Origin of the sequence: Mesorhizobium sp. B2-3-13 (assembly GCF_006442195.1) — a bacterium.
Taxonomy (GTDB): Bacteria; Pseudomonadota; Alphaproteobacteria; order Rhizobiales; family Rhizobiaceae; genus Mesorhizobium; species Mesorhizobium salmacidum.
Genome location: NZ_VFVQ01000001.1, coordinates 419,003 through 443,283, shown reverse-complemented (window position 1 = coordinate 443,283; position 24,281 = coordinate 419,003). Strand labels below are relative to the sequence as shown.

Annotated in this window: 25 protein-coding genes and 1 tRNA gene; 18 read left to right on the top strand and 8 right to left on the bottom strand. The window is 63.0% G+C overall.

Features of this window, described 5'->3' with window-relative positions:
• Positions 1-29 precede the first annotated feature (29 nt).
• From FJ941_RS02095 to FJ941_RS02085, 3 genes are all read right to left on the bottom strand, one after another.
• Complete coding sequence (locus FJ941_RS02095; RefSeq protein ID WP_140502689.1) at positions 30-1,487, bottom strand: NAD-dependent succinate-semialdehyde dehydrogenase; 1,458 nt, start codon at positions 1,485-1,487, stop codon at positions 30-32.
• A 183-nt stretch (positions 1,488-1,670) separates the two neighbouring features.
• Complete coding sequence (locus FJ941_RS02090) at positions 1,671-2,621, bottom strand: AEC family transporter (protein ID WP_140502688.1); 951 nt, start codon at positions 2,619-2,621, stop codon at positions 1,671-1,673.
• Positions 2,622-2,691: 70 nt separating this feature from the next.
• Entirely contained in the window at positions 2,692-2,895 is a 204-nt protein-coding gene (locus FJ941_RS02085) for a hypothetical protein (protein ID WP_140502687.1), read from the bottom strand.
• 13 nt (positions 2,896-2,908) lie between these two features.
• On the opposite strand from FJ941_RS02085, the gene FJ941_RS02080 reads away from it, so the two are divergent.
• The 9 genes from FJ941_RS02080 to FJ941_RS02040 all read left to right on the top strand — a co-directional run bounded on the left by FJ941_RS02080 (position 2,909) and on the right by FJ941_RS02040 (position 11,294).
• Positions 2,909-3,517, top strand: a complete 609-nt coding sequence (locus tag FJ941_RS02080; RefSeq protein WP_246673656.1) for a tetratricopeptide repeat protein — start codon at positions 2,909-2,911, stop codon at positions 3,515-3,517.
• 259 nt (positions 3,518-3,776) lie between these two features.
• Positions 3,777-4,325 carry a histidine phosphatase family protein gene (locus tag FJ941_RS02075; RefSeq protein ID WP_140502685.1) on the top strand — a complete coding sequence of 183 codons (549 nt, stop codon included), beginning with the start codon at positions 3,777-3,779 and terminating at the stop codon, positions 4,323-4,325.
• 306 nt (positions 4,326-4,631) lie between these two features.
• A tRNA-Met gene (locus FJ941_RS02070) sits at positions 4,632-4,701 on the top strand.
• Positions 4,702-5,057: 356 nt separating this feature from the next.
• On the top strand, positions 5,058-6,203 hold the full coding sequence (locus tag FJ941_RS02065) for a slipin family protein (protein ID WP_181169691.1): 1,146 nt from the start codon (positions 5,058-5,060) through the stop codon (positions 6,201-6,203).
• Between the two features lie 173 nt (positions 6,204-6,376).
• On the top strand, positions 6,377-6,670 hold the full coding sequence (locus FJ941_RS02060) for an acyl carrier protein (protein ID WP_027029416.1): 294 nt from the start codon (positions 6,377-6,379) through the stop codon (positions 6,668-6,670).
• 55 nt (positions 6,671-6,725) lie between these two features.
• Positions 6,726-7,916 carry a beta-ketoacyl-ACP synthase gene (locus FJ941_RS02055; protein ID WP_140502684.1) on the top strand — a complete coding sequence of 397 codons (1,191 nt, stop codon included), beginning with the start codon at positions 6,726-6,728 and terminating at the stop codon, positions 7,914-7,916.
• A gap of 44 nt (positions 7,917-7,960) precedes the next feature.
• Entirely contained in the window at positions 7,961-9,232 is a 1,272-nt protein-coding gene (locus FJ941_RS02050; RefSeq protein ID WP_140502683.1) for a beta-ketoacyl-ACP synthase, read from the top strand.
• A 36-nt stretch (positions 9,233-9,268) separates the two neighbouring features.
• Positions 9,269-10,297 carry a zinc-binding dehydrogenase gene (locus FJ941_RS02045; protein WP_140502682.1) on the top strand — a complete coding sequence of 343 codons (1,029 nt, stop codon included), beginning with the start codon at positions 9,269-9,271 and terminating at the stop codon, positions 10,295-10,297.
• Positions 10,298-10,310: 13 nt separating this feature from the next.
• The gene (locus tag FJ941_RS02040; RefSeq protein WP_181166080.1) at positions 10,311-11,294 is read left to right on the top strand and encodes a lipid A biosynthesis lauroyl acyltransferase; all 984 of its coding nucleotides are present in this window, start codon (positions 10,311-10,313) and stop codon (positions 11,292-11,294) included.
• 70 nt (positions 11,295-11,364) lie between these two features.
• On the opposite strand, the gene FJ941_RS02035 is transcribed toward FJ941_RS02040, so the two are convergent.
• Positions 11,365-11,793 carry a L,D-transpeptidase gene (locus tag FJ941_RS02035; RefSeq protein ID WP_140502679.1) on the bottom strand — a complete coding sequence of 143 codons (429 nt, stop codon included), beginning with the start codon at positions 11,791-11,793 and terminating at the stop codon, positions 11,365-11,367.
• Between the two features lie 216 nt (positions 11,794-12,009).
• On the opposite strand from FJ941_RS02035, the gene FJ941_RS02030 reads away from it, so the two are divergent.
• The 5 genes from FJ941_RS02030 (at position 12,010) to FJ941_RS02010 (ending at position 18,568) form a co-directional block, all read left to right on the top strand.
• Entirely contained in the window at positions 12,010-13,290 is a 1,281-nt protein-coding gene (locus FJ941_RS02030; RefSeq protein WP_140502678.1) for an acetylornithine deacetylase/succinyl-diaminopimelate desuccinylase family protein, read from the top strand.
• A gap of 161 nt (positions 13,291-13,451) precedes the next feature.
• Complete coding sequence (locus FJ941_RS02025) at positions 13,452-14,930, top strand: ABC transporter substrate-binding protein (RefSeq protein ID WP_140502677.1); 1,479 nt, start codon at positions 13,452-13,454, stop codon at positions 14,928-14,930.
• 205 nt (positions 14,931-15,135) lie between these two features.
• Positions 15,136-16,083, top strand: a complete 948-nt coding sequence (locus tag FJ941_RS02020; RefSeq protein ID WP_140502675.1) for an ABC transporter permease — start codon at positions 15,136-15,138, stop codon at positions 16,081-16,083.
• On the top strand, positions 16,080-16,949 hold the full coding sequence (locus FJ941_RS02015; protein WP_140502674.1) for an ABC transporter permease: 870 nt from the start codon (positions 16,080-16,082) through the stop codon (positions 16,947-16,949). Before FJ941_RS02020 ends, FJ941_RS02015 begins: the two co-directional genes overlap by 4 nt.
• Complete coding sequence (locus tag FJ941_RS02010) at positions 16,946-18,568, top strand: dipeptide ABC transporter ATP-binding protein (RefSeq protein WP_140502673.1); 1,623 nt, start codon at positions 16,946-16,948, stop codon at positions 18,566-18,568. Before FJ941_RS02015 ends, FJ941_RS02010 begins: the two co-directional genes overlap by 4 nt.
• A gap of 6 nt (positions 18,569-18,574) precedes the next feature.
• Here the strand turns inward: FJ941_RS02010 and FJ941_RS02005 are convergent, their stop codons facing one another.
• Together FJ941_RS02005 and FJ941_RS02000 are read right to left on the bottom strand one after the other, a co-directional pair.
• Complete coding sequence (locus tag FJ941_RS02005; RefSeq protein WP_140502672.1) at positions 18,575-19,060, bottom strand: NUDIX domain-containing protein; 486 nt, start codon at positions 19,058-19,060, stop codon at positions 18,575-18,577.
• A gap of 44 nt (positions 19,061-19,104) precedes the next feature.
• Positions 19,105-19,536, bottom strand: a complete 432-nt coding sequence (locus FJ941_RS02000; RefSeq protein WP_140502671.1) for a TerB family tellurite resistance protein — start codon at positions 19,534-19,536, stop codon at positions 19,105-19,107.
• A gap of 118 nt (positions 19,537-19,654) precedes the next feature.
• Here FJ941_RS02000 and FJ941_RS01995 point away from each other — a divergent pair, with 118 nt between their 5' ends.
• From FJ941_RS01995 to FJ941_RS01980, 4 genes are all read left to right on the top strand, one after another.
• A complete protein-coding gene (locus FJ941_RS01995) occupies positions 19,655-20,440 on the top strand; it encodes a TSUP family transporter (RefSeq protein ID WP_140502669.1) in 786 nt (261 codons plus the stop codon).
• Positions 20,441-20,491: 51 nt separating this feature from the next.
• Complete coding sequence (locus FJ941_RS01990; protein WP_140502668.1) at positions 20,492-20,662, top strand: hypothetical protein; 171 nt, start codon at positions 20,492-20,494, stop codon at positions 20,660-20,662.
• Between the two features lie 104 nt (positions 20,663-20,766).
• On the top strand, positions 20,767-21,600 hold the full coding sequence (locus FJ941_RS01985; RefSeq protein WP_140502667.1) for an AraC family transcriptional regulator: 834 nt from the start codon (positions 20,767-20,769) through the stop codon (positions 21,598-21,600).
• A 108-nt stretch (positions 21,601-21,708) separates the two neighbouring features.
• A complete protein-coding gene (locus FJ941_RS01980; protein WP_140502666.1) occupies positions 21,709-22,134 on the top strand; it encodes a VOC family protein in 426 nt (141 codons plus the stop codon).
• A gap of 9 nt (positions 22,135-22,143) precedes the next feature.
• Here FJ941_RS01980 and FJ941_RS01975 read toward each other — a convergent pair whose 3' ends face one another.
• A complete protein-coding gene (locus FJ941_RS01975) occupies positions 22,144-23,616 on the bottom strand; it encodes a cobyric acid synthase (protein WP_140502664.1) in 1,473 nt (490 codons plus the stop codon).
• Positions 23,616-24,230, bottom strand: coding sequence for a dimethylsulfonioproprionate lyase family protein (locus FJ941_RS01970; RefSeq protein WP_140502663.1), 615 nt, complete (start codon positions 24,228-24,230; stop codon positions 23,616-23,618). Before FJ941_RS01970 ends, FJ941_RS01975 begins: the two co-directional genes overlap by 1 nt.
• Positions 24,231-24,281: the final 51 nt, after the last annotated feature.

Sequence of the window (24,281 nt, the reverse complement as noted above, 5' to 3'; positions counted from 1 at the left end):
GTTTACCAGCCTGCCCCAACACCAGCCTATCAGAGGCCGAGGCCGCCGATGCACACATATTTGGTATCGAGGTAATCCTCGATGCCCTGATGTCCGCCTTCCTTGCCAAGTCCGGATTCCTTGACGCCGCCGAACGGCGCTTCCGGAGTGGTGATCAGCCCTTCATTGACGCCGACCATACCGTATTTCAGGCCTTCCATGACCCGGAAGGCGCGGCCGAGATCGCCGGTGTAGAAATAGCAGGCAAGGCCGAACTCGGTGTCGTTGGCGAGCGCGACGGCCTCTTCCTCGGTTTCGAACTTGAACACGGGTGCGACCGGGCCAAAGATCTCTTCCTTCATGAAGCGCATTTTCGGCGTCGCGTTGGCGATGACCGTCGGCTGGAAGAACGAGCCGCCCAGCGCATGGCGATGACCGCCGGCGACGACCTTGCCGCCCTTCGAGGTGGCATCGGCGATCAGCTCCTCGACCTTCTCCACCGCCTTCTCGTCGATCAGCGGCCCCTGCTGGACGCCCTCTTCGAGGCCGGAACCGACCTTCAGGCCGTTGCTGGCTGCAGCGAGCTTCTCGACGAACTTGTCGTAAACACCGGCCTGGACGAGGAAGCGATTGGTGCAGACGCAGGTCTGGCCGGAATTGCGATATTTGGCGGTGATCGCGCCGGCCACGGCACGCTCGACATCGGCGTCGTCGAAGACGATGAACGGCGCGTTGCCGCCGAGTTCCATCGACACCTTCTTGACGGTGACCGACGATTTCTGGATCAGGACCTTGCCGACCTCGGTCGAGCCGGTGAAGGTGATCTTCTTGACCAGCGGATTGGCGCAGATCTCGTCGCCAATCTCGCCGGCGGCGCCGGTCAGGATGTTGACGACGCCCTTGGGAAAGCCGACTTCCTCGGCCAGCGCTCCCCAGGCGAGACCCGAATACGGCGTCTGCGAGGCCGGCTTGACCACGGCGGTGCAGCCTGCGGCAAGTGCGGGACCGAGCTTGCGGGCCAGCATCGAGGACGGGAAATTCCACGGTGTGATGGCGGCAATGACGCCGACCGGTTCCTTGGTCACCAGGATGCGACGGTCCGCCCATGGCGAGGGCACGACGTCGCCATAAGTACGGCGGCCTTCTTCGGCGAACCACAGGATGTAGGCGGCGGCCGAACCGATCTCGCCCTTGGACTCGAACAGCGACTTGCCCTGCTCGATGGTGAGCAGTTCAGCCAGCACGTCCTGATTGTCCATCATCGCGTCATGCAGCTTGCGCAGCAGCTTGGAGCGTTCGAGCGCGGTCGTCTTGCGCCAGGTCTTGAAAGCTTCGTCGGCCGCCTCGATGGCGCGGCGTGTCTCTGCCTTGCCCGACTTCGGCACCGTGCCGATCTTGAGGCCGGTGGCTGGATTGTTCACATCGACCGTCTGGCCGCTGTCGGCCTGCACCCATTCGCCGTTGATGAGATTGGCCTGGCGCATGAAATGGCTGGTTTTCTGAAGCATGGTCTAGCCTCCGTTCGGCGCTCACGGGCCGCTATCTGGATGTCTTCGGTAAAGCGCAGGCAGGGCCGCACGCTGGAGCCATTGCTCTTAACCTAGGGAAAGCCTCGCAAGCAATCGCAAGATGGCATATAGGGGTTGGACCAGCGCAAGACGAGAGCGGGTCGGCATGCGCCGTCGTCAATCTCACCCGAAGACATGCAGGACCACCGTCAGCCAGAAGGCGGTGGTGAGGACCGCGCAAGCCGTGGCGATGGTCATCTGGTTCGATGCCAGCGCCTGGCCGGTGTTGAACTGCACGGCGATGAGATAGGAATTGATGCCGGACGGCAGCGCCGCCACCACGACCGCCACCTTGGCAGTCAACGGCGGCAGGCCGAGCAGCCAGACGAAGGCAAGAACCAGCGCCGGCATCAGGAACAGCTTCAGCGCCGAAAGCGCCAGGGCCGGCCGGACATTGCCTGATATGCCGAAGCGGCGCAGGCTGAGCCCCATGGCAAACAGCGCCACCGGCCCGGCCGTATTCGCCAGCGCATCGACCAGCCGCATGACGAGACCGGGCAACGGCACGCCGCTGAGCCGCGATGCCAGCCCCAGGATAATGCCGATGATCAGTGGGTTGATGAACAGCCGCCTCAGGAAGCTGCGGATGACGCGCAACGGATGCACATGGTCGCCGCTGCCCCGGCCGAACATCTCGAACAGCACGATCGAAGCCATCATCATGATCGGCAGATGCACCGAGACCAGCAGCGACAGCACTTCGAAGCCGCTCGGACCAAATATGCCAAGGATGAAGGGGGCACCGAGCAGCACCACATTGGAATAGGCCGATGACACCCCGCCGACGACCCCGGCGCGTGCATCGCGACCAAAGATTCGCGTGGTGACGACATGGCCCGCCGCCCAGGTGATCGCCACGGCGGTGAAATAGGCACCCCATAGCGGCCATGGTGCCACGCCATGGAAATCGGCCTTGACCATGGTCTGGAACAGAAGCAGCGGCATTGCCACGGAGACCGCGAAGTCGGATATCCCCTCGCCGCTCGCCGGTCTCAGATAACCTGTGTACCCGGCGAGATAGCCGAGCGCGACAAGACTGAAGACGAACAGGACGGTTTCGGTGAGCGGAGACATTTTTCAGGGATAGGCGAGCCACGGTCGCGGCGCAATCGCGCCCGAATTTGATCATCGTCGGCTGCCAGGGTTATAGAGGGCTTGGATCATCAGGGCGGAACGACAAATGACCTTTGTCGAAACCTCGAAACTGCGTCTTTTCCGGCGTGCGTGGCTGACGTTGTTTGTCGCCATGCTTGTCTCCGTTGCCGCGTCGATGCTTCAGGCTGCCGAGGCAAAAGACCTCAAGGGCGTGGCGCTGATCGTCGGCCAGTGCATTGACGGTGTTCACCAAGCAGCGCTTCCCGATGGATTGGGCGTCGGCGCAGAACAATCTCGGCTCGATCTACCAGACGCTTGGCCAGCGCACCCGCGACGCATCCAGGCTGGAGCAGTCGGCCGCGGCATTCCAGGCGGCCCGCCAGGTCTATGTCAGACGGAAATTTCCCCTCGATTGGGCGATGAGCTACTGTAATCTCGGCAACACGCTCCAGCTTCTTGGCGGCGTGACGGACAAGCCCGAACACTACAGCGAGGCGATTGCCGCCTACCGCGATGCCTTGCGCGAGTACAAACGCGAGACCAATCCGCGGCAATGGGCGCTGAGTCAGGCTGGCCTCGGCTCGACGCTGCATTGGTTGAGCATGAGCAATGCCGATCCCAGGATCTTGCAGGATTCAATCGCCGCGCGGCGTGCGGCGCTTGAAGTGCTGACCATCGAGACGGCACCCGTCGACTGGGCCAACGCCCAGAACGGTATCGGTATGAGCCTCCTCAACCTCGGCAACATCGAACGGACCGGCAAATATCTCGATAACGCCGGGGCGGCTTTCACGGCGACGCTGAAAGTGTTCACCAGGGAAAGTCAGCCCATGCAGTGGGCCTTCGAACAGAGCAACCTTGGCGACATCCACTGAAACCGCGCCAGCTATGGCGGCGGCAAGCCGGAATACCTCAAGGCGATCGCGTTCTTCGAGAACGCCAAACAGGGTTTTACCGAAGCCGGCTACACAATCCCCATCCCGCTCACCGACCAGAAGATCGATCTGGTGAAGCAGCAGCTCGCCAAAAAGTGAGGCTTGAGACGCGGCCGACGCCCGGCTTGTCTTTGTGCCCGCTTTCCAATCTCTATATGCGAATGGTTGGAGCCCGATACGGACTCATGGAAGGGTGGCGATGATCCGGTTAGCCTTGGCGTTGTTCCTGCTTGTCGTCCCCGCCGCCGCGCACGCGACGGACGCCGGCTGGGCGCTGCTGCGCGACGGCGGCCATGTCGTGCTGCTGCGCCACGCCATGGTCACCGGCACCACCGACCCGGCCAATTTCGAGATCGGCAATTGCGCCACCCAGGTCAATCTGTCGGCGCGCGGCAAGCAGCAGGCAAGCAAGATCGGCGCCCTGTTTGCCGCCCGCGCGGCTCCCATCGAGCGCATTCTGTCCAGCCGCTATTGCCGCTGCCTCGACACGGCGCGCACCGCCTTCGAGGCCGAGCCGGAGCTTTTTGCACCCCTCGATCTTTTGAAGAGCGATGCGGCGGACAAGGCGGCGCAGATCGCGGCGGTTATGAAGGAAATCCGCGCCTATACCGGTTCCGACAATATGGTCATGGTCACCCATCTCGAAAACATCGTGGCGCTGACCGGCGTATCGCCGCGCGAAGGCGAAGCAGTGGTGGTCGAGCCGCAAGGCGACGGCTTGCGCGTACTCGGCCGCGTCACGTTCTGAGACCGCAACTCCCCGATCGCAGGCGCGGCAACCAGTGTTGCCGAAATGCCACCGCCGCAAGAAGCCGCGATTTGGCCGCGACAATGCCGCTTGCGACAACCCGTCGCGGGGGCTATAGGCGCGCTCCCGGTCACGAAAACCGAAGCGAGCACAACGGTTGGAGCTTTCGTCTCCGCCCGTGCAGGCGGCTTTGCCGCCCTGTATACGGCGCAGCTTTGGGGATTGGGATCGCGGATGTAGCTCAATTGGGAGAGCGCCGGACCTAATCCGGAGGTTGTGGGTTCGAGTCCCGTCGTCTGCACCACGGATAGCTCAGTTTGGTTAGAGCATCAGACTCATAATCTGATTGTCGAAGGTTCGATTCCTTCTCCATTGGCCTGATAAGCCAGCACCCTGCCAGGGTTTATCCGAAAACGGTCCGGGGACTGGAATGCTGAAGACCTGACGGACGGCCGAAGCCTTCGGGCCAAAGCCGTATCGAAAGGTCCGATGCCGTCGGCTCGCGGCCAGGCTCGCGGTGATGGTCAAGGCGCAGCGTCGCCGGCAAGGGAGGTTTTGGCCTCCGGCGCCCGCTTCGCTGCCCCGCGATCCGCTCCCGAAGGCCCGCCACGGATTGATGCCACCAGTCCCTGGATCATTCGTGCCGGAATTCGAAGCGAAACGAGAAACGAAGGGAAGATCGACGCATGACGTGACGCCTCGCATGGGGCCATGCCCGACAGGAGTAAGACAATGACGACTATTCTCGACAAGGTTCTTGGGCGCGAGCGCGTCCTCGTAAGGGAAAACGAACGTGCCCTCACCCTCCACAAGGGGGAGATCAAGGCTGTCCTGCTGCCGGGTGAGCACTGGCTCGCCAACCGGAACCAGAGCCTTGAGGTGTCCCGGCACGATTTGAAGAACCCGGAATTCGTTTCGGCGTACGAGAAGGCGTTGTTCGACAAGCTCCCGGACGTGGCTGCGCGTCATTTTACCGTCATTCGCACCGGACGCACGGAAGTCGCCGTCATCGAGCGTGACGGCAACCTCCATTCCGTGCTGGCGCCGGACCGCAAGCTGGTGCTGTGGACCGATGCCGGACCGTGGAAGGTGACGGTGGTCGACACCTCGGCCGATCTTGCCATCGATCCGGCGGTTATGCGCCGGCTCGGCCAGGCTCGGAAGGCGGAATTGATGTCCGTTCACCCCGTTGTCGACGGCCAGGCCGGGCTGCTGTTCATCGACGGTGTCCTTGTGCGGACACTTGCCGCTGGCGTGCACGGCTTCTGGAACGTCGGACGGATGGTGCAGATCAAGGTCGTCGACCTCAAGCGCCAGTCGCTCGACGTCGCCGGGCAGGAAGTGCTGACCAGGGATCGCGTCACGATCCGCGTCAACATCGCCGCCGAATACCGGGTCGTCGATCCGGTCAAGGCGGTGAGCGTGGTGAAGGATTTCTCCGAGGCCCTCTACCGTGCCCTGCAGTACGCCTTCCGCAAGACGTTGGGCGCGCTCACCCTCGACCAGATCCTTGAAAAGAAGGTGACGGTCGACGAAGAGGCGGCGGCCAAGGTCCGGGCCGACATGGCCGAGATCGGGGTCGAGGTCAGCGATATCGCGCTCAAGGATGTCATCCTGCCGGGCGAGATGCGCGAGATCCTCAATCAGGTGGTTTCGGCCGAAAAGCAGGCCGAGGTCAACGTCATCCGCCGCCGTGAGGAGACGAACGCCACGCGTTCCCTGCTCAATACTGCCAGGGTGATGGCGGAAAACCCGGTGATGCTGCGGTTGAAGGAGCTCGAGGCTCTGGAAACCATCGCCGGCAAGGTCGAGCGGCTGACTGTCCACAACGGAACGGGCGGGCTGCTGAACGACCTGGTCAAGCTCCGCGACAGCTGAGCTTACGTTACGTCAATGGAAGAGCCGCCGGGTCAACCGGCGGCTCTTCTTGCGTTTCCTGGGCGCCCTGCCCATCCGCGCCCGGCTATCAGGCCTTTTCCTGCCGGAAAAAACCGATTAGACAGCGCCCAAACGAATGCGGACAGATTCCGCCCGCAAAGAAGGAAAAGCCCTTGTCCACCACGAACTCCACCACGTTCGACAAAGTCGCCAAGATCATTGCCGATACCAGTGAGATCGATATCGACACGATCACGCCCGAGAGCCACACCATTGACGATCTCGGTATCGACAGTCTCGACTTCCTCGACATCGTCTTCGCCATCGACAAGGAATTCGGCATCAAGGTGCCGCTGGAAAAGTGGACCCAGGAAGTCAATGACGGCAAGGCTTCGACCGACGATTACTTCGTCATGAAGAACCTGTGCGCCAAGATCGACGCGCTGGTTGCCGCCAAGACCGCCTGAGGTCATCAGGGCGCGTGACTTGACGCGCTCCGCCGCCTGACCCACAAAGCCGCCCATGAGCAGCCCCCACGACGTCGTCATCACAGGTATCGGCCTTGTTTCCTCGCTGGGGGAAGGTCCTGACGCCCATTGGCAGAAGCTGGCGCAACCCGGCCGGGAGCCGGTGCTCGAAGCCGCGCGCTTTGCACCCTACACCGTCCATCCGCTGCCCGAGATCGACTGGAACCTTCAGATCGCCAAGCGCGGCGACCAGCGGCAGATGGAGACATGGCAGAGGCTCGGCACCTATGCCGCGGGCCTCGCCCTGGACGATGCCGGCATCAAGGGCAATGACGAGCTGTGCACCACCATGGACATGGTCGTGGCAGCCGGCGGCGGCGAGCGCGACGAAGCGGTCGACGCTGACATTCTCGCCGCTTCGGAAAGCCGCAACGACCGCGACGTGCTGCTCAACGAGAAGCTGACCACAGAGCTGCGCCCAACTCTGTTCCTGGCGCAGCTTTCCAATCTGCTCGCAGGCAACATCTCCATCGTCCACAAGGTGACGGGCTCGTCGCGCACCTTCATGGGCGAGGAAGGCGCCGGCGTCGCCGCCGTCGAGACGGCGGCCGCGCGAATCCGCTCCGGCCAGTCGACGCACATCCTGGTCGGCGGCGCCTTCCAGACTGAACATTCCGACATGCTGCTCGGCTATGAACTGGCCGGTTATCTGCATCGCGGCCCGTGGAAGCCTGTCTGGCAAAGGCAGGGCGCCGAGGGCGGCGGCGTGGTGTCAGGTTCCGGCGGGGCCTTCCTGGTGCTTGAGCAGCGCGAACACGCGGCAAGCCGCGGGCGCAAGATTTACGCGGAGCTCGGACAAATCGTGTCCGGCCGCGCCAGGCGGTCGCGCGGAGAACTCGACGCCGAGATCGCTCTCCTGCTTAAACAGGCGGCGCCGCCGAACGGCAAGCTGCTCGCCATGTCCGGCGCGTCCGGCGCACATGCGGCAACCATTGCCGAGAAATCAGCGCTCGATGCCGATCCGGCAATCGCCACGCGCGGTTTCTCGACGCTGACCGGGCATATGAAGGAAGCACAGTTCCCCTTCGCCGTGGCGCTGGCGGCATTGGCTGTCGACCGCAAGGCCGCCTACCCTGTTTTTGACGCTACGGCCGAAAAGCCATTCGAAGGCATTCCCGCGAGCGTCCTTGCAACGGCGATCGGCTATCACCAATTCGAGGGCATGGCGCTGGTCAACGCCGCCTGAGGCGCGTTTCGCGATCATGCCGCAGAGATGAGAGGGGCTCCCGGATGGCCAAGTTCAGAGATCACATGGGCAGGCCCGTTGTCGCCGTCACCGGCATCGGGGTTGTGACCTCGCTCGGCGTCGGCAAATCAGATAATTGGGCAGCACTGACTTCGGGCAAGTCGGGCATTCACCCGATCACCCGTTTCCCGGTCGATCACCTCAACACGCGTATCTCCGGCATGGTCGATTTTCTGCCGTCGAGCTCCAAGGGAGCAAGCCTCCTCACCTATGAGCTTGCGGAAACCGCTGCGCAGGAGGCCGTTGGCGAAGCCGGCCTGAATTCCGGTGATTTCGGCGGCCCTCTGTTCCTCGCCTCGCCACCGGTAGAACTCGACTGGCACGACCGCTTTTCGCTCTACAATTCCGACAAGCAGGATTCCGGCGCCGAAAGGCTGCTGCGTGTGGCGCGCGGCCTGAAGGAGCTTGATGTTTTCGAAACCACCCAGTTCGGTTCGATCGCCGACCGGCTCGCCGACCGGTTCGGCACGCGCGGCCTGCCGATCACGCTCTCGACGGCTTGCGCGTCCGGCGCGACCGCCATTCAGCTCGGCGTCGAGGCGATCCGCCGTGGAGAATGCGACCGGGCCCTGTCGATCGGCGCCGACGGTTCGGCAACCGCCGAGGCGCTGATCCGCTTCTCGCTGCTGTCGGCTCTTTCCACTCACAACGACAATCCGGAAAAGGCTTCCAAGCCGTTTTCCAAGGACCGTGACGGCTTTGTATTGGCGGAGGGGTCCGGCGCTCTGGTGCTGGAATCGCTGGAGGCGGCGCTCGCCCGTGGGGCCGCCGTTCTTGGCATCCTCAGCGGCTGTGGCGAAAAGGCCGACGATTTCCACCGCACCCGCTCCAAGCCGGACGGTTCGCCGGCGATTGCCGCTGTCCGGGCCGCACTTGCCGATGCGGGCCTCGGCGAAGACGAGATCGACTATGTCAACGCCCACGGCACCTCGACGCCGGAAAACGACAAGATGGAGCACCTATCGCTGTCGACGGTGTTTGGCGAGCGCATCGGCTCTATGCCGATCTCGTCCAACAAGTCGATGATCGGCCACACACTGTCGGCGGCGGGCGCGGTCGAAGCGGCGTTTTCGCTGATGACGATGTGCGAAAGCGTCATTCCCCCGACCATCAATTATGACAATCCCGACCCTGCGATCGTGCTCGACGTCGTGCCGAACAAGAAGCGCGATGCGCAGGTTCGCACTGTACTGTCGAACTCCTTCGGCTTCGGCGGCCAGAACACTTGCCTTGTCATGGCGCGGGAACCGGTCTAAGCGAGCCCTTTCCGCTTAACAGAACCGACAGGCTCCATGCGCGCACTGCAACTTATCGAGGACCGCCGCCTTGAAACGGTGGACCTGCCACCCCCGCCACCCCCCGCGCTTGGCGAAGTCACGCTGCGCATCAAGGCAGTGGCGCTGAACCATATCGACGTCTGGGGCTGGCGTGGCATGGCCTTCGCCAAGCGCAAGCTGCCGCTGGTCGTCGGCGCCGAGGCTTCCGGCGAGGTTGAGACGGTCGGTCCCGGCGTTTCCAGCCTGCTTCCCGGACAATTGGTGTCGATCTACGGCGCGCGCACCTGCGGCCTCTGCCGCGCCTGCCGCGAAGGCCGCGACAATCTGTGCGAACATGTTTCGGGCGTTCACGGCTTCCATCTCGACGGCTTCGCGCAGGAGAAGATCAACCTGCCGGCGCGCCTTCTGGTTCCCGCCCCGCCCGGCGTGACCGACATCGGGGCCGCGGTAGCACCCGTTACTTTCGGCACCGTCGAGCACATGCTGTTCGACAATGCCAGGCTGCAGCCCGGCGAGACGATCCTTGTCCATGCCGGCGGATCGGGCATCGGTTCGGCGGCTATCCAGTTGGCCAAGCGGATGGGCTGCACGATCATCACCACGGTCGGCTCGAACGACAAGATCGACAAGGCCAAGGCGCTCGGCGCCGACCACGTCATCAACTACCGCGACGACCGCTTCGAAGGCGTCGTGCGCAAGCTGACGAAGAAGAAGGGCGTCGACGTCGTGTTCGAGCATGTCGGCACCGACACCTTTGCCGGCTCGATGCTGTGCCTGAAGCGCGGTGGCCGCCTGGTGACCTGCGGCTCGACCTCGGGCGTGTCGACGCAGATCAACCTGATGCAACTCTTCCAGCAGCAGTTGAAACTGCTCGGATCCTTCGGTTGCCGCATGGAGAACATGGCCAACGCCATGCAGAAGATGGCTGCGGGGCAGGTCGCGCCGGTCATCGACACCGAGGTCGGCTTCGACGATATCGATGCCGCGCTGAAGCGCATGGAAGGCCGCGACGTCTTCGGCAAGATCATCCTGCGCGTCGCCTAGAGCCTCGATTTCCGTGCTCAAGAAACTTCGCCGCGATCTGACATTTCGCTATGGCAGACAACTGCGCCAGATGAATTACTGGCTTGTCGCGCGCGCGGCGATGATCATCATGTCGCTGCTGCGCCTGCTGCCGGTCGACAGCGCGCTGAATTTTGCCGACCGCACGGCTCGCCTCATCGGCCCAAGGGTCGGACGCCACCAGGTCGCCATCGACAATCTGCGCAAGGCCTATCCGGGAAAGAGTGATGGCGAAATCCAGGCCATCGCCTCCGACATGTGGGGCAACATGGCCCGCCTTGCCGCCGAATACATCTTTTTGGACGCCCTGTTCGACTATGACCCCGCCGCCGGCAAGCCGGGTCGGGTTGAGGTCAAGGGAACAGAGCACTTCGTCGAGATCGCGGCCGAGAAGCAGCCGCATATCGTCTTCACCGGCCATCTCGGCAATTTCGAGCTGCTGCCGGTGGCGGCCGCGACCTTTGGCATGAACATCACGGCGCTGTTTCGGCCGCCCAACAACCCCTACCTGGCCGACTACATCCTTTCGACAAGGCGATCGACCATGGGAGGCTTGCTCCCTTCGATGGCTGGCGCCTCGTTCGCGCTGGCGGGAGTCTTGGAGAATGGCGGCAATATCGGCGTTCTCGTCGACCAGAAATTCTCCAACGGCCTGGACACGACCTTCTTCGGCCGTCCCTGCCAGAGCAACCGCGTGCTCGGCACCCTTGCCCGTCACTATGACTGCGATGTCTATCCGGCGCGTTGTGTCAGGTTGCCAGGCAACCGCTTCCGGCTCGAGATTGAGGACAAGCTGGTCTTGCCGCGCACGGCCGACGGCAGCGTCGACGTCCACGCCACCACCCAGATGCTGAACGACGTCGTCGAGCGCTGGGTGCGCGAGGATCCCGGCCAGTGGATGTGGTTCCACAAAAGGTGGGAGATCAGCAACTGGCGGCGAAAAAAGCGGCCGAACCCGGCTCCCGCCTCAAACACCTGAGCAAGCCGCTGGCGGGAACGTGAGTTCCTCCGCCAGCAGACAAAGCCAATATCAGTGAACCGCCAATTGCCTAATTGGTGACGACAATGCGCGTATTGCCGTATCCGACCTCGCGCACCATCGAATAGAAGGTTGCGGCATTTGCCGTATGCAGCCTCACGCAGCCATGCGAAGCCGGGCGGCCGAGCTGCCTGACGGCGCCTGTTCCATGGATGGCATAGCCGCCATGGAAGAATACGGAATAAGGCATCGGCGACATTTCGTATTTGCGCGAATACCACATCCGCGCCGTGCGTTGCGGCCGGTAGGTGCCGCGTGGCGTGAAATAGCCTGGCCGAGCGGTCGACACGGCCCACCGATAGACCGAAGCGCCATAGCGGACCGTCATTGTCTGCGACGACACGTCGATATTCGCCACCAATGTGGCCGCCTCACTTGCGACCGATGCGCCAAACAGCGCAACAACCAATACTGCTGCCTTGAGAAATGACATTTTCATGCGATCAAACCCCTTTGATTGCCCCTTGCCTGCTCGCCATCACGTTCTTTTTCACCTTTTTAATGGCGGTGAACGGATAACACACAGTCCTTGATCAATTCGCCAATCCAAAGCAGCTAATTTGAACGATTTCCCGCGATAGTTGCCGCAGGGACGCGCTGCACGGGTTGATCGACGGGCTTGCAAAACCACGGCGATCGCTGCTCAAATCGCGGCATGAACGAGCGACTCCTCAAGGCAATCGATATCAGGCGCGACGAGTTGGTGGCGCTGACCGCCGACCTGATCCGTTTTCCGACCGTCAATCCACCCGGCGAAGCCTACAGGCCATGCGCCGACTATATCGGTGCGCGGCTAAGGAAACGTGGCTTTGAGACCGAGTTCATCCGCGCCGAAGGCACGCCCGGCGACACCGATCGCTATCCGCGCGTCAATGTCGTCGCCCGTTTCGACGGCCGGTCACCCGGCGCCTGCGTCCACTTCAATTCGCATATAGACGTGGTTGAGGCCGGCGAGGGCTGGACCGTGGATCCCTTTGCCGGCGTCATCAGGGACGGCAGGGTCTATGGCCGCGGCGCCTGCGACATGAAGGGCGGCCTCGCCGCCTCCATCATCGCTGTCGAAGCCTTCATGGAAGTCTTCCCCGACTTTCCCGGCGCTATCGAGATCTCGGGCACGGTCGATGAGGAGTCCGGCGGCTTCGGCGGCGTCGCCCATCTGGCCAGGCTCGGCTATTTCTCGAAACCCAAGGTCGACCACGTCATCATCCCCGAGCCGTTGAACAAGGACCGCATCTGCCTTGGCCATCGCGGCGTCTGGTGGGCGGAGATCGAGACCAAGGGAGAGATCGCGCACGGTTCGATGCCGTTTCTCGGCGACAATGCGGTGCGCCACATGGGCGCCGTCCTGCGGGCCTTCGAGAACGAGTTGTTTCCGGCGCTCGACCGCAAGATCACGCGCATGCCGGTGGTGCCGGAAGGCGCCAGGCGCTCGACCATGAACATCAACTCCATCCATGGCGGCCAGACCGAGGATTTCCGGCCCGGCCTGCCCTCGCCCAACGTGCCCGATTCCTGCCGGCTGACCATCGACCGCCGCTTCCTGCTCGAGGAGGATCTCGCCACGGTCAAAGCCGAAGTGACCGGCATTCTCGACCGACTGAAGCGCGAGCGCGAAAAGTTCGATTATGAAATCCGCGACCTGATGGAAGTACTGCCGCTGATGACCGAGCGCGACGCGCCCGTGGTCAAGGCGGTGGCGCAAGGCATTCATGCGATCTTCGACCGCGAGCCCGACTACGTCATTTCGCCCGGCACCTACGACCAGAAGCACATTGCCCGCATCGGCCACATCTATGACTGCATCGCCTACGGACCCGGCATTCTCGATCTTGCCCACCGGCCGGACGAGTGGGTCGGCGTATCGGACATGGTGGAATCAGCCAAGGTGATGGCGATCGGGCTCAACGTGCTGCTGCGTGGCACTGCCACGGAATAACCCAGCATCGCGACAAGCTTCGACCTGCCGACAGGGCTGGCACGGCAGAAACATTCCCGGCCATCCTGCCCGGCAGCACGAAACGCAATTTACTCCCGCGCGAAATCACGCTTCTATCGCCCGGTTTGAGCACGTGTCCTGAACGCATGGGGAGTTGCACGATGAGACTGTGGAAAACCATTCTGGCCGCGGCGGTCCTTGCGCTGGCCGCCGGAAGTCAGGCCGTTGCGGCCCGGACCGACCTGGTCATCGGCATTCCGCTCGAACCGCCCCATCTCGATCCAACAGCGGGCGCTGCGGCGGCGATCAAGGAAGTGCTCTACGCCAATGTCTTCGAGGGTCTGACCCGGATCGGCCCCAATGGCGAGGTTCTGCCGGATCTGGCCGAGGGCTGGACAATTTCCGATGACGGCAAGATCTATACGTTCAAGCTGCACACCGGCGTCAAATTCCACGACGGCGCCGATTTCAGCGCCGACGATGTGAAATTCTCGCTCGACCGGGCCCGCGCCGACAATTCGGTCAATGCGCAGAAGGGCCTGTTCGCAGCCATCGACAAGGTCGAGATCATCGATCCGGCAACGGTCAAGATCACGCTGAAGAACCCGCAAGGGTCTTTCCTCTACAATATGGGATGGGGCGACGCGGTGATGGTGTCCCCCAAATCCGCCGATACCAACAAGGAAAAACCTGTTGGCACCGGCCCGTTCAAATTCCAGAACTGGGCCAAGGGATCATCGATCACTTTGGTAAAAGCCGACCATTACTGGGGCGCTCCGGTGTTCCTCGACAAAGTCGAGTTCCGTATCGTGCCGGATGCCGCGGCCTATGTGCCGGCGCTGCTGTCCGGCGACATCCAGGCCTTCCCCTTCTTCGATCCCGACAGCCTGGCACAGGTCAAGGACGACCCGCGTTTCAAGGTGGTGATCGGCTCGACCGAGGGCGAGACCATCCTGGCGATCAACAACAAGAAGCCGCCTTTCGACAAGCTGCAGGTAAGGCAGGCGATCTCCTACGCGCTCGACCGCAAGGCGATCATAGACGGCGCCTCGGCCGGCCTTGGCCTGCCGATCGGCTCGCATATGTCGCCAGCCAACAAGGACTATGTCGACCTCACCGGCCTCTATCCGCACAACATCGACAAGGCCAAGGAGTTGCTGAAGGAAGCCGGGCTGGAGAACGGCTTCAAGGCAACGCTGAAACTGCCGCCGCCCAGCTATGCACGGCTGGGTGGCGAGATCATCGCCTCGGAACTTCGCGATGTCGGAATCAACCTCGAAATCATCCCGGTCGAATGGGCGCAGTGGCTGGACCAGGTGTTCACCAAGAAGGACTACGACCTGACCATCGTCTCCCACACCGAACCCAACGACATCGATATTTATTCGCGCAAGGACTACTACTTCAACTACGACAATCCGACCTTCGACAAAATAATCGCCGACCTCAACCTCACCTCCGACGAAACCAAGCGCAAGGAACTGCTTGGCGAGGCACAAAAGATCCTGGCCGACGACGCCGTGGTCGGCTTCCTCTACGAACTGCCCAAGATCGGCGTCTGGGACGCCAAATTGCAGGGATTATGGGAAAACGCGCCTATCCAGGCCAATGATCTCACCAAGGTGAAGTGGAGCGAGTGAGGCTTGTGGTGCGGCAGCGGTTGCGCGGGACTGCCCTTCTCCCCTTGTGGGAGAAGGTGGATTGGCGCAAAGCGCCAAGACGGGTGAGGGGTGCTGGAACAAACTCAACCTGCAATTCGTCCAGTACCCCTCATCCGACCTCGCTTCGCGAGGCCACCTTCTCCCACAAGGGAAGAAGGAAGAACGCCACGCTCCCTCGCCTTCCATGACAGCCTACCTCCTCAAGCGCCTCGCCATCGCTTTCGCCACGCTGGTGCTTGCCTCGATGGTGGTGTTCGCCGTGCTGGAGGTCCTCCCCGGCGATCCCGCGCGGCTGATGCTGGGTATGAATGCCAGCGCCGATCAGGTCGAACTCTTGCGCAACCAGATGGGTCTCAACGCGCCACTTGTCCTGCGCTACCTGCATTGGGTCGGTGGCCTGCTCAGCCTCGATTTCGGCCGCTCCTATACCTATTCGGTGCCGGTCATCGACCTCGTGCGTGAACGGCTCGCCGTCTCGCTGCCGCTGGCGCTGATCGCGCTGGCGCTCTCTACCATCATCGCCATTCCGGTCGGGCTTTATTCCGCCAGCCGGCGCGGACGGGCCGGCGACACGATTTCAATGGGCGTGGCGCAGCTTGGCGTAGCCGTCCCCAATTTCTGGTTCGCGCTGATGCTGATCTATGTCTTTGCCGTCTGGCTGCGCCTGGTCCCAGCCGGTGGTTTTCCCGGTTGGGGAGCCGGCGCCTGGCCCGCGCTGAAATCGCTGCTGTTGCCGGCGGTAGCGCTTGCCCTGCCACAAGCGGCGATCCTGGCGCGCGTCACCCGCTCGGCGCTGATCGAGGTGCTGAACGAGGACTATATCCGCACCGCCCGCGCCAAGGGCCTGCCCTATCGCGCCGTGCTGTGGCGGCACGCGCTGCGCAACGCCATGATCCCGGTGCTGACCATTCTTGGCCTGCAATTCGCCTTCCTGCTCGCCGGTACCATCATCATCGAGAATGTCTTCTATTTGCCCGGTCTCGGCCGGCTGGTGTTCCAGGCGATCACCCAGCGCGACCTGATCGTCGTCGAAAGCGTGGTCATGCTGCTGGTCGCCGCCGTCATTGCCGTCAATCTCGTCGTCGACCTTTCCTATGCGGCGGTCGATCCTCGCCTGAGGACCCGGCAATGACGCTGCGCATCGACATCCCCGAAGAGACGTTCCGCAGCATCCTGGCCAAGGCGTTTGGGAACGCCGCATTCGTCGCCGGCTTCATCATCACGGCGCTGATCCTGGCAATGGCCGTCGTCTCCTATGCCTGGACACCTTACGATGTGACGAAGCTGGTCATAGCGGACAAGACGCAAGGCCCATCGCTGGCGCATTGGTTCGGCACCGACCATTTCGGCCGCGATATCCTGTCGATGCTCATGGTTGGCGCGCGCAATTCGATTGCCGTGGCGCTGGTGGCCGTCGGCATCGGCATGGGGGTCGGCGTGCCGCTTGGCGCCTTCGCCGCGGCGCGCGGCGGCCTCGTCGACGAGGCGCTGATGCGCGTCAACGATCTCGTCTTCGCCTTCCCCGCGCTGTTGTCGGCCATAATGATCACCGCCATTTTCGGGCCGGGCGCCATCAACGCGATCATCGCCATCGGCATCTTCAACATTCCGGTGTTCGCCCGCGTCGCCCGCGCCGGCGCGCTGGCCGTCTGGCCGCGTGAATTCATCCTTGCCGCGCGCGCCGCCGGCAAGAGCAGCACGCAGATATCGATCGAACACGTGCTGCCCAATATCGCCACGCTGCTCCTCGTGCAGGGCACGATCCAGTTCGCGCTGGGCATCCTGGCCGAAGCCGGGCTTTCCTATCTCGGCCTCGGCGCTCAGCCGCCAATGCCGAGCTGGGGCCGCATGCTGTTCGACGCCCAGACGCGCATGGTGGTGGCTCCCTGGATGGCGATCTTCCCCGGCATGGCGATCGTCGTCACCGTGCTCGGCCTGAACCTTCTGGGCGACGGCATCGCCGACATTCTCGACCCGAAATCGCGGCGGCAGCGATGAGCCTGCTCGAAATCGACAATCTGTCGCTGACCATCGGCGATACGCAGGTCCTGAAAGATATGGAGCTCTCCGTCGCGCCCGGCGAAGTCATGGGGCTGGTCGGCGAATCCGGCTCCGGCAAATCGATGACCGCGCTGACGGTGATGCGGCTCCTGCCCCCTGCCGCACGCCCCACCGGGCGCGTCACATTCGACGGCATCGATATTCTGACGGCAACCGAGGACCAGATGTGTGCCCTGCGCGGCGATGACATCGGCATGGTGTTCCAGGAACCGATGACAGCGCTCAATCCGGTCAAGACGATCGGCGAACAGGTCGCGGAAGGCATACGCTGGCACGCCAGGGCAAGCCGTGCCGATGCCGAGGAGCGCGCGCGAAAAATACTCGATCGCGTTGGTCTGCCCTCGGCAAAGTTCCCGCTGTCGCGCTATCCCCACGAACTGTCAGGCGGCCAGCGCCAGCGCGTCGTCATCGCCATCGCCTGCGCGCTGAAGCCAAAGCTGCTGATCGCCGACGAGCCGACGACGGCGCTCGACGTGGTGCTGCAGGCGCAGATCCTCGACCTCTTGCGCGACCTCGTTGCGGAGAACCGCATGGGCCTGCTGCTGATCTCGCATGATCTCGCTGTCGTGACCGAGATGGCCGACCGCATCACCATCCTGCGCCATGGCGAGGTGATGGAAGCAGGCGACACGGCGCGCACGCTCTCCGGTCAGCTTCATCCCTATACGCGCCAACTGGCGCAGGCTTCGATGCATGTTCCGACGCGCGCCAAGCCTCACCGTGTCGGGACAGACCAATCCTTGCTCCAGGTCGAAGGCGTCACCCGCGATTACCCCGGCCGCCGCATCTCGCTGTTCAGCCGTGCGCCGGCGATTCGCGCCGTCGACGACGTCTCCCTTTCGATGGCGCCGGGCCAGTCGGTGGCACTAGTCGGCCGCTCCGGTTGCGGCAAGTCGACCCTTGCCCGCATGATCCTGGCACTGGACCGGCCGGGTTCGGGCGAGATCCGGTTTCGCGGCGAAGCCATCACCGGCAAGAGCGAAGCCGAGCTGAAGCCGGCCAGGCGCGATATGCAGGTCGTGTTCCAGGATCCCTACGGGTCCTTCGATCCACGCCAGAAGGTCGAAAAACTGGTTGCCGAGCCGCTTCATGTCCTGGAGAAAAAACCGACGCGGGCCGAACGCCGCGAGATGGTGGCGCACGCGCTCCACGAGGTCGGCCTCGACCAACGCGACATGGACAAATACCCGCACGAGTTTTCGGGCGGCCAGCGTCAGCGCCTGTCGATCGCCCGCGCCATCATCACCCGCCCGAAACTGGTGGTCGCCGACGAGCCGGTCTCGGCACTCGATGTCTCGATCCGCGCCCAGATCCTGGACCTGTTCGCCGATCTTAACCAGAAGCTTGGCATCGCTTATCTCTTCATCACCCATGACCTGACCGTCGCCCGCGCCATCACGGACGAAGTGCTGGTTATGCATGACGGCAAGATCGTCGAGCGCGGCAAGACGAGCGAAGTGCTCGATCACCCACAATCAGAGGCGGCCAAGGCGCTTGTCGCTGCGGCCCCGGACCTGCACCGGGCAATTGCTCGGCGAATGCAGGAACAGGGTTAGGATATCTCAAATCATCTGGAATTCTCCGGTGCTCTTGAACCGGAGATAGGCCTCGACGCTGCGCGCCATGTTTGGCAGCATCTCAGGCAGGCTGTCGACCGCGAACCATTCGACGGCGCTACTCTCGTCGTCGGCGACGGCCGCCTCGCCTTCAAAGGCGCGCGTATAAAATATCAACGCGAAGAACTGGGCGCGATCGCCATTCGGAAATTGGACGGTCTCATAGCGTGGGTTACAGCCGAACCCGAACGGCTCGACATCGCTGACGACCAAGCCGGTTTCCTCAAGTACTTCTCGGATCACCAGGGTTTCCAGGCCCTCGCCTTCCTCGGCATTACCGCCGGGCAAGCCCCACAAGCCAAAATCGGTTCGTTTCTGCAGGAGAATGCTGCCGTCTGCGCGTTCAATAACGATACGAGCACCTGGCATCAGCACCAGACGGTCGCCGATCAGCGCCCGCAATTGTCCCAGGTAGCTATCGGCAAAGCTCACACAAACAGCCCCTCGGCGCTGGCGATTGGGTGTCTCACGCAGTGTCAATCTTCTGGCTTCACCATATCGACCGGGCTGATGTCGAGCAAATCGAGCGTGCGGCGGAGCAGCCGCACCTCGGTTTCGGCCAGCTGCGAATCCGCCTTGGCGATCTCCGCCATGTGCTGGGCCAATTGCTTGCGCCGCCCGACGTCGAGATCGCGGAACAGCGCGATCGCCTGCGAGCCGTTGGTCTCGTAGCCGAATTCGTTGAGGTATTCGATGACGGCATCGATGCTGCTCTCCGGAATGCCGAAGGCATCCTTGCAGATGCGCCGGAAGGCAACCATCTCGCTCTCGCTCACTGTGCCATCTGCCAGGATCATCCGGAACAGCATCAGCAGTTCCGCCGACAGGACGGGATCGTCTGCGACCTTGCGCACGCCCGGGTCGCCGTCGAAGATCGAGCGTATCTGGTCCAGCAACGCGAATGCCATGAACGGCCCCTTTCCGATTCCTCTTCAATAGAATTAGCGCGGAATCGGCCTTGCGCAAACGGGGTGGTCGTGGTCGAACGCGCGCTATCTCAGCCGACCGGACATCTCGACAGATCAGATGATCGACCTCAGCATCCAGTCCATCGCCATGCTTGCCCTCGCGGCTTTTGCCGCGGGCTTTGTCGATTCGATTGCCGGCGGCGGCGGACTGATCACCATTCCGGCGTTGCTGCTTGCCGGTTTCTCGCCGGTCGAAGCGCTTGGAACCAACAAGCTGCAAGGCATGTTCGGCTCCGGGTCGGCGACGATCCACTATGCCTCGAAAGGCCATGTCGACCTGCGCCGGCAATTGCCATCGGCGCTGCTGGCACTTGCCGGCGGTGCCGTCGGCGCGTTGCTGGCCACGATCGTGCCCGGCGACCTGTTGCGCGCGGCCCTGCCGCTGGTGCTGATTGCCATCGCGCTATATTTCGCGCTCAAGCCCAACATGAACGATGTGGACCGGGCCGAGCGCCTCTCGCCCTTCCTGTTCGGCGTGACCGTGGTGCCGGCCATCGGCTTCTATGATGGCGTGTTCGGCCCGGGCGCCGGTTCCTTCTACATGCTGGCCTTCGTGACGCTCGCCGGCTACGGCGTGCTCAAGGCGACGGCGCACACCAAACTGCTCAATTTCGCTTCCAATATTGGCGGCTTCATCGTCTTTGCCGCTGTCGGCGTCATCTCCTGGAAGATCGGCCTGATGATGGGCGTTGCCCAGTTCCTCGGCGCCCGGCTTGGTGCCAGTCTCGCCATGCGCATCGGCGCCAAGCTGATCAAGCCGCTGCTGGTCATCGTCTGCGTGGCTTTGGCGGTGAAGCTGCTGGCGGATCCGGTCAACCCGCTGCGTGTCATGATTGGTGTGTGATCACGGGCCTGTTACAATATCGCTGTTCGAATGATGTTGGAGGAGCCAGACATGAATCTCAGCGCGCCTACTCAGATTGTTTTCATCATTTCCCTGGTCATCGCCATCATCGGCCTTCTTGCCGCGCTTGGCGTTTTTGCGTTCATTCCGCTCGCATCGGTGTGGATCGTGCTCGTCGCCTACATCGTGCTCGCCGCCGGCTGCCTGATGCGCGGCGCCTGACAAGTTTCCCTCGACAAGCGGGGACCGAGAGCGCCCGGCCAAAGCCGGGCGTTTTTTGATTCCAATGCGGGCTCTGCTAGATTCGCTTGGCGGAAGGATGGCCAATGCCAATCGAGATGCAGCGCCGGAAAGAACAGGATCGCTCCATATCGGGGCTTTTCGAAATGCGCCGGCGGCTTCCCAACGCAGCACTTGACGGCGTTGTCACCGATATCTGCGGTTATCGCGAGACCGCGCCCGGCTATTTCCATAACATCGAATATGCCTCGCTGACCGTGCCGCTGGTGATCAGCTTTGCCGAACCCTTCGCCATCGGGCTTGGCCGAACCCCCGGCGACAACGACCGTTTCGCCAGCTTCGCCGCGGGCCTTTATGCCGGACCGGTGATGATCCAGTCTTTCGGCGGCGCCTGCTGCGTCCAGGTCAACTTCACGCCGCTGGGCGCACGCCGGTTTTTCGGCCGGCCGATGAGTGAATTGGCCGATCGCATGGTAGCCCTCGACGACGTGCTCGGTCTCGAAGGCATCGCCCTGCGCGAAAAGCTTGGCAACGCGCCGGATTGGAACATGCGTTTCGACTTGGCGGAAATGTTCGTCGCCGGCCGGCTGGCCGCTGCCCGCGAGACCCCGGCCGAGATCGCCTGGGCTTATGACAGGATCGTCTTTTCGGGCGGCCGCACGCGCATTGCCTCTCTTGCCGAAAAGCTGGGCTGGAGCCGCAAGCATCTTGCCGGGAGATTCACCGACGCCACCGGCATCGGTCCGAAAACCCTGTCGCGCATCGCGCGCTTCAACCGAGCCCTCGGCCTGTCCAGGCAACAGGCGAGCGGCTGGGCCGACATCGCCGCCGATTGCGGCTATGCTGACCAGGCGCATCTGGCCCGCGAGTTCCGCGACCTTGCCGGCGAAACGCCGACCGCACTGTCGATGGGCGTGTAGTTCCGAACAAGCCGCAGCGCACTGGCTGGCAGGTAACATTTCTTCAAGACGCCGGAACGGCCTTCGAACAGACTGGGTTATCGACCAATCCGGATGAAGGAGGCAGCCATGCCCACAACCACAACCAATGAAGCACCCCGGCTCTACCCTGCCCTGCGCTACAGAAACGCGGCGAAGATGATCGACTGGCTGGGCGAAGCCTTCGGCTTCAGCGTCCGTGCCTGCTATGGCGAAGGCGATGTCGTGCATCATGCCGAACTGGTCTTCGGCTCTTCGATGATCATGCTGGGCACGGTGCGCGACGACGACTACGGCAAGATGGTCGGCGAACCCGGTTCAGGCGGCGGCAAGTCGATCTATATCGCCGTCGACGATGCCGACGCCGCCTACGCCAAGGCCAGGAAGGCCGGCGCGACGATCATCCAGGAACTGACGAACCGCGATTACGGCAGCCGCGAATTCATCTGCCGCGATCCCGAAGGCAATGTCTGGTCGTTCGGCACCTACCGGCCGAAAGCAGATGAAAAGGCCTGATTCGGACCTTCAACGTGCCAGCGCGAAAATCGCATCGCAGTCGAGATGGTTCTCCAGCTCGGCCGCGACTTCGTCCAGCGCCCGCTCGACTTCGGCGCGATAGTCGATGCCGCCCCCCTTGATGCCGAGGCTTTCGAGGAATTTTCCCCGAAAGCCGTCGGCGCCGAACAGGCCATGCATGTAAGTGCCGATCACCTTGCCGTCGGCGGAGATCGCACCATCCTCGATGCCGTTGATGATCGCCGACGGCCGCATGGTGTCCGGGCCGGTGGTGCGGCCGAGATGGATCTCGTAGCCCTCGAGCGGCAAGTCGAACGGCACAGAGCGGGCACTGACATTGCGCACCGTCTTTTCCGGCTCCATCACCGTTTCGATATCAAGCAAGCCCAGCCCTTCGGCATCGGTGACGCTGCCTTCGATGCCGTTGGGGTCGCGCACCGTTCGGCCTAGCATCTGGAAGCCGCCGCAAATGCCGACGACATGGCCGCCGCGCTTGCGGTGCGCCGCCAAATCCCGGTCCCAGCCATTCTCGCGAAACTTCAGGAGATCGCCGATCGTCGACTTGGAGCCGGGAATGACCACCAGCCCGGCATCGGCCGGCAGCTTCTTTCCCGGCGGCACGAACACCACCTCGACCTGCGGTTCGGCCTTGAGCGGGTCGAGATCGTCGAAATTGGCGATGCGGCCAAGCATCGGCACCGCCACCTTCAACGCGCGCGCCTCACCGGACGCCAGCCGCTCCAGCACCACCGAATCCTCCGATGGCAGCCGCGCCGCCGCCTTCAGCCACGGCACGACGCCAAAACAGCGCCACCCGGTGAATTTCTCGATCGCCTTCAGGCCGTCATCGAACAGCGAAACGTCGCCCCGGAACTTGTTGATAAGGTAGCCGACGATCATGCACCGATCCTCTTCCGGCAGGATCAGATGCGTGCCGGCGACCGAGGCGATGACGCCGCCGCGATCGATGTCGCCGACCAGCACCACCGGCACGTCGGCGCGCGTGGCAAAGCCCATATTGGCGATGTCGCGGCTTCTGAGGTTGATTTCGGCTGGCGAACCGGCGCCCTCGACGATGACGAGGTCGGCGCCCTCGCGGACCTCGCCCCAGGAATCCAGCACGGCATCCATCAGCCGGCCCTTCAGCGCCTGATAGTCACGCGCCCGCGCTTCGCCGAACACCTTGCCCTGGACGATGATCTGGGCGCCGACATCGGTCTGCGGCTTAAGCAGCACCGGGTTCATATGGACCGACGGCGCAACCCCGCAAGCGATCGCCTGCAGCCATTGCGCACGGCCGATCTCGCCGCCATGGTTGTTGTCACCGGGAACATCGGCAACGGCAGCGTTGTTCGACATGTTCTGGGGCTTGAACGGCCGCACCTTCAGGCCGCGATTCCTGGCGGCGCGGCACAGCCCGGCGACGAGCACCGTCTTGCCGACATCCGAGCCCGTGCCTTGCAGCATGATCGCTTTGGCCATCAGCTCTGGCCCTGCGTCGCATTTCCGGTGATCGTGGACTTCTGCGCCAGCGGCCCGCCGCGCCAGATATAAAGCGCCAGCAGAGGTTCCTTGCCAGTCCGCATGGCGTGATTGACATTGGAGGCATGGTGGACTACCTCGCCGGCTTCACGCGTGCGAAAACCGCCCTCGCCCATGCGCCATTTCGTACGGCCGGTCAGCGGAATGTAGATCTCCTCGGCGACGTGATGATGGTCGGGATAGACGATCCCGGGCCCAAGGATCAGCAGCCCGGCCGCAACCTCGTCATTGGCGAAATGGCCACGCGTGCCGAACATTTCCAGCCAGCCATAATTGTCGATGAAATCTTTCCCGATATCCGCTTCGCTGTAGGTCTGCCCCCAATGGAGGTCGTTGCGCTGCCGTGCCAGCAATTGCACCAGGGGTTTCGCGGCCATCGGCGCCAGCTCAGCCGAGCGATCGAGATGGCGCAGGCAACCAAGCGCATACGGCTCCAGATCGCGGGCCGGCATGTCCCAGCCTATGCGCGCCACGGCCTCGCGCACCAGGGCGTCGTCGACGGAAGCAAGGTAGGCGTGGAACTGTTCCAGCAGTTCGTCGAATTTTGTCGTCACATCTTGCTCCGGACATGCATTGGTGCACAGCCGCTCCGCGGCAGGTCGGGT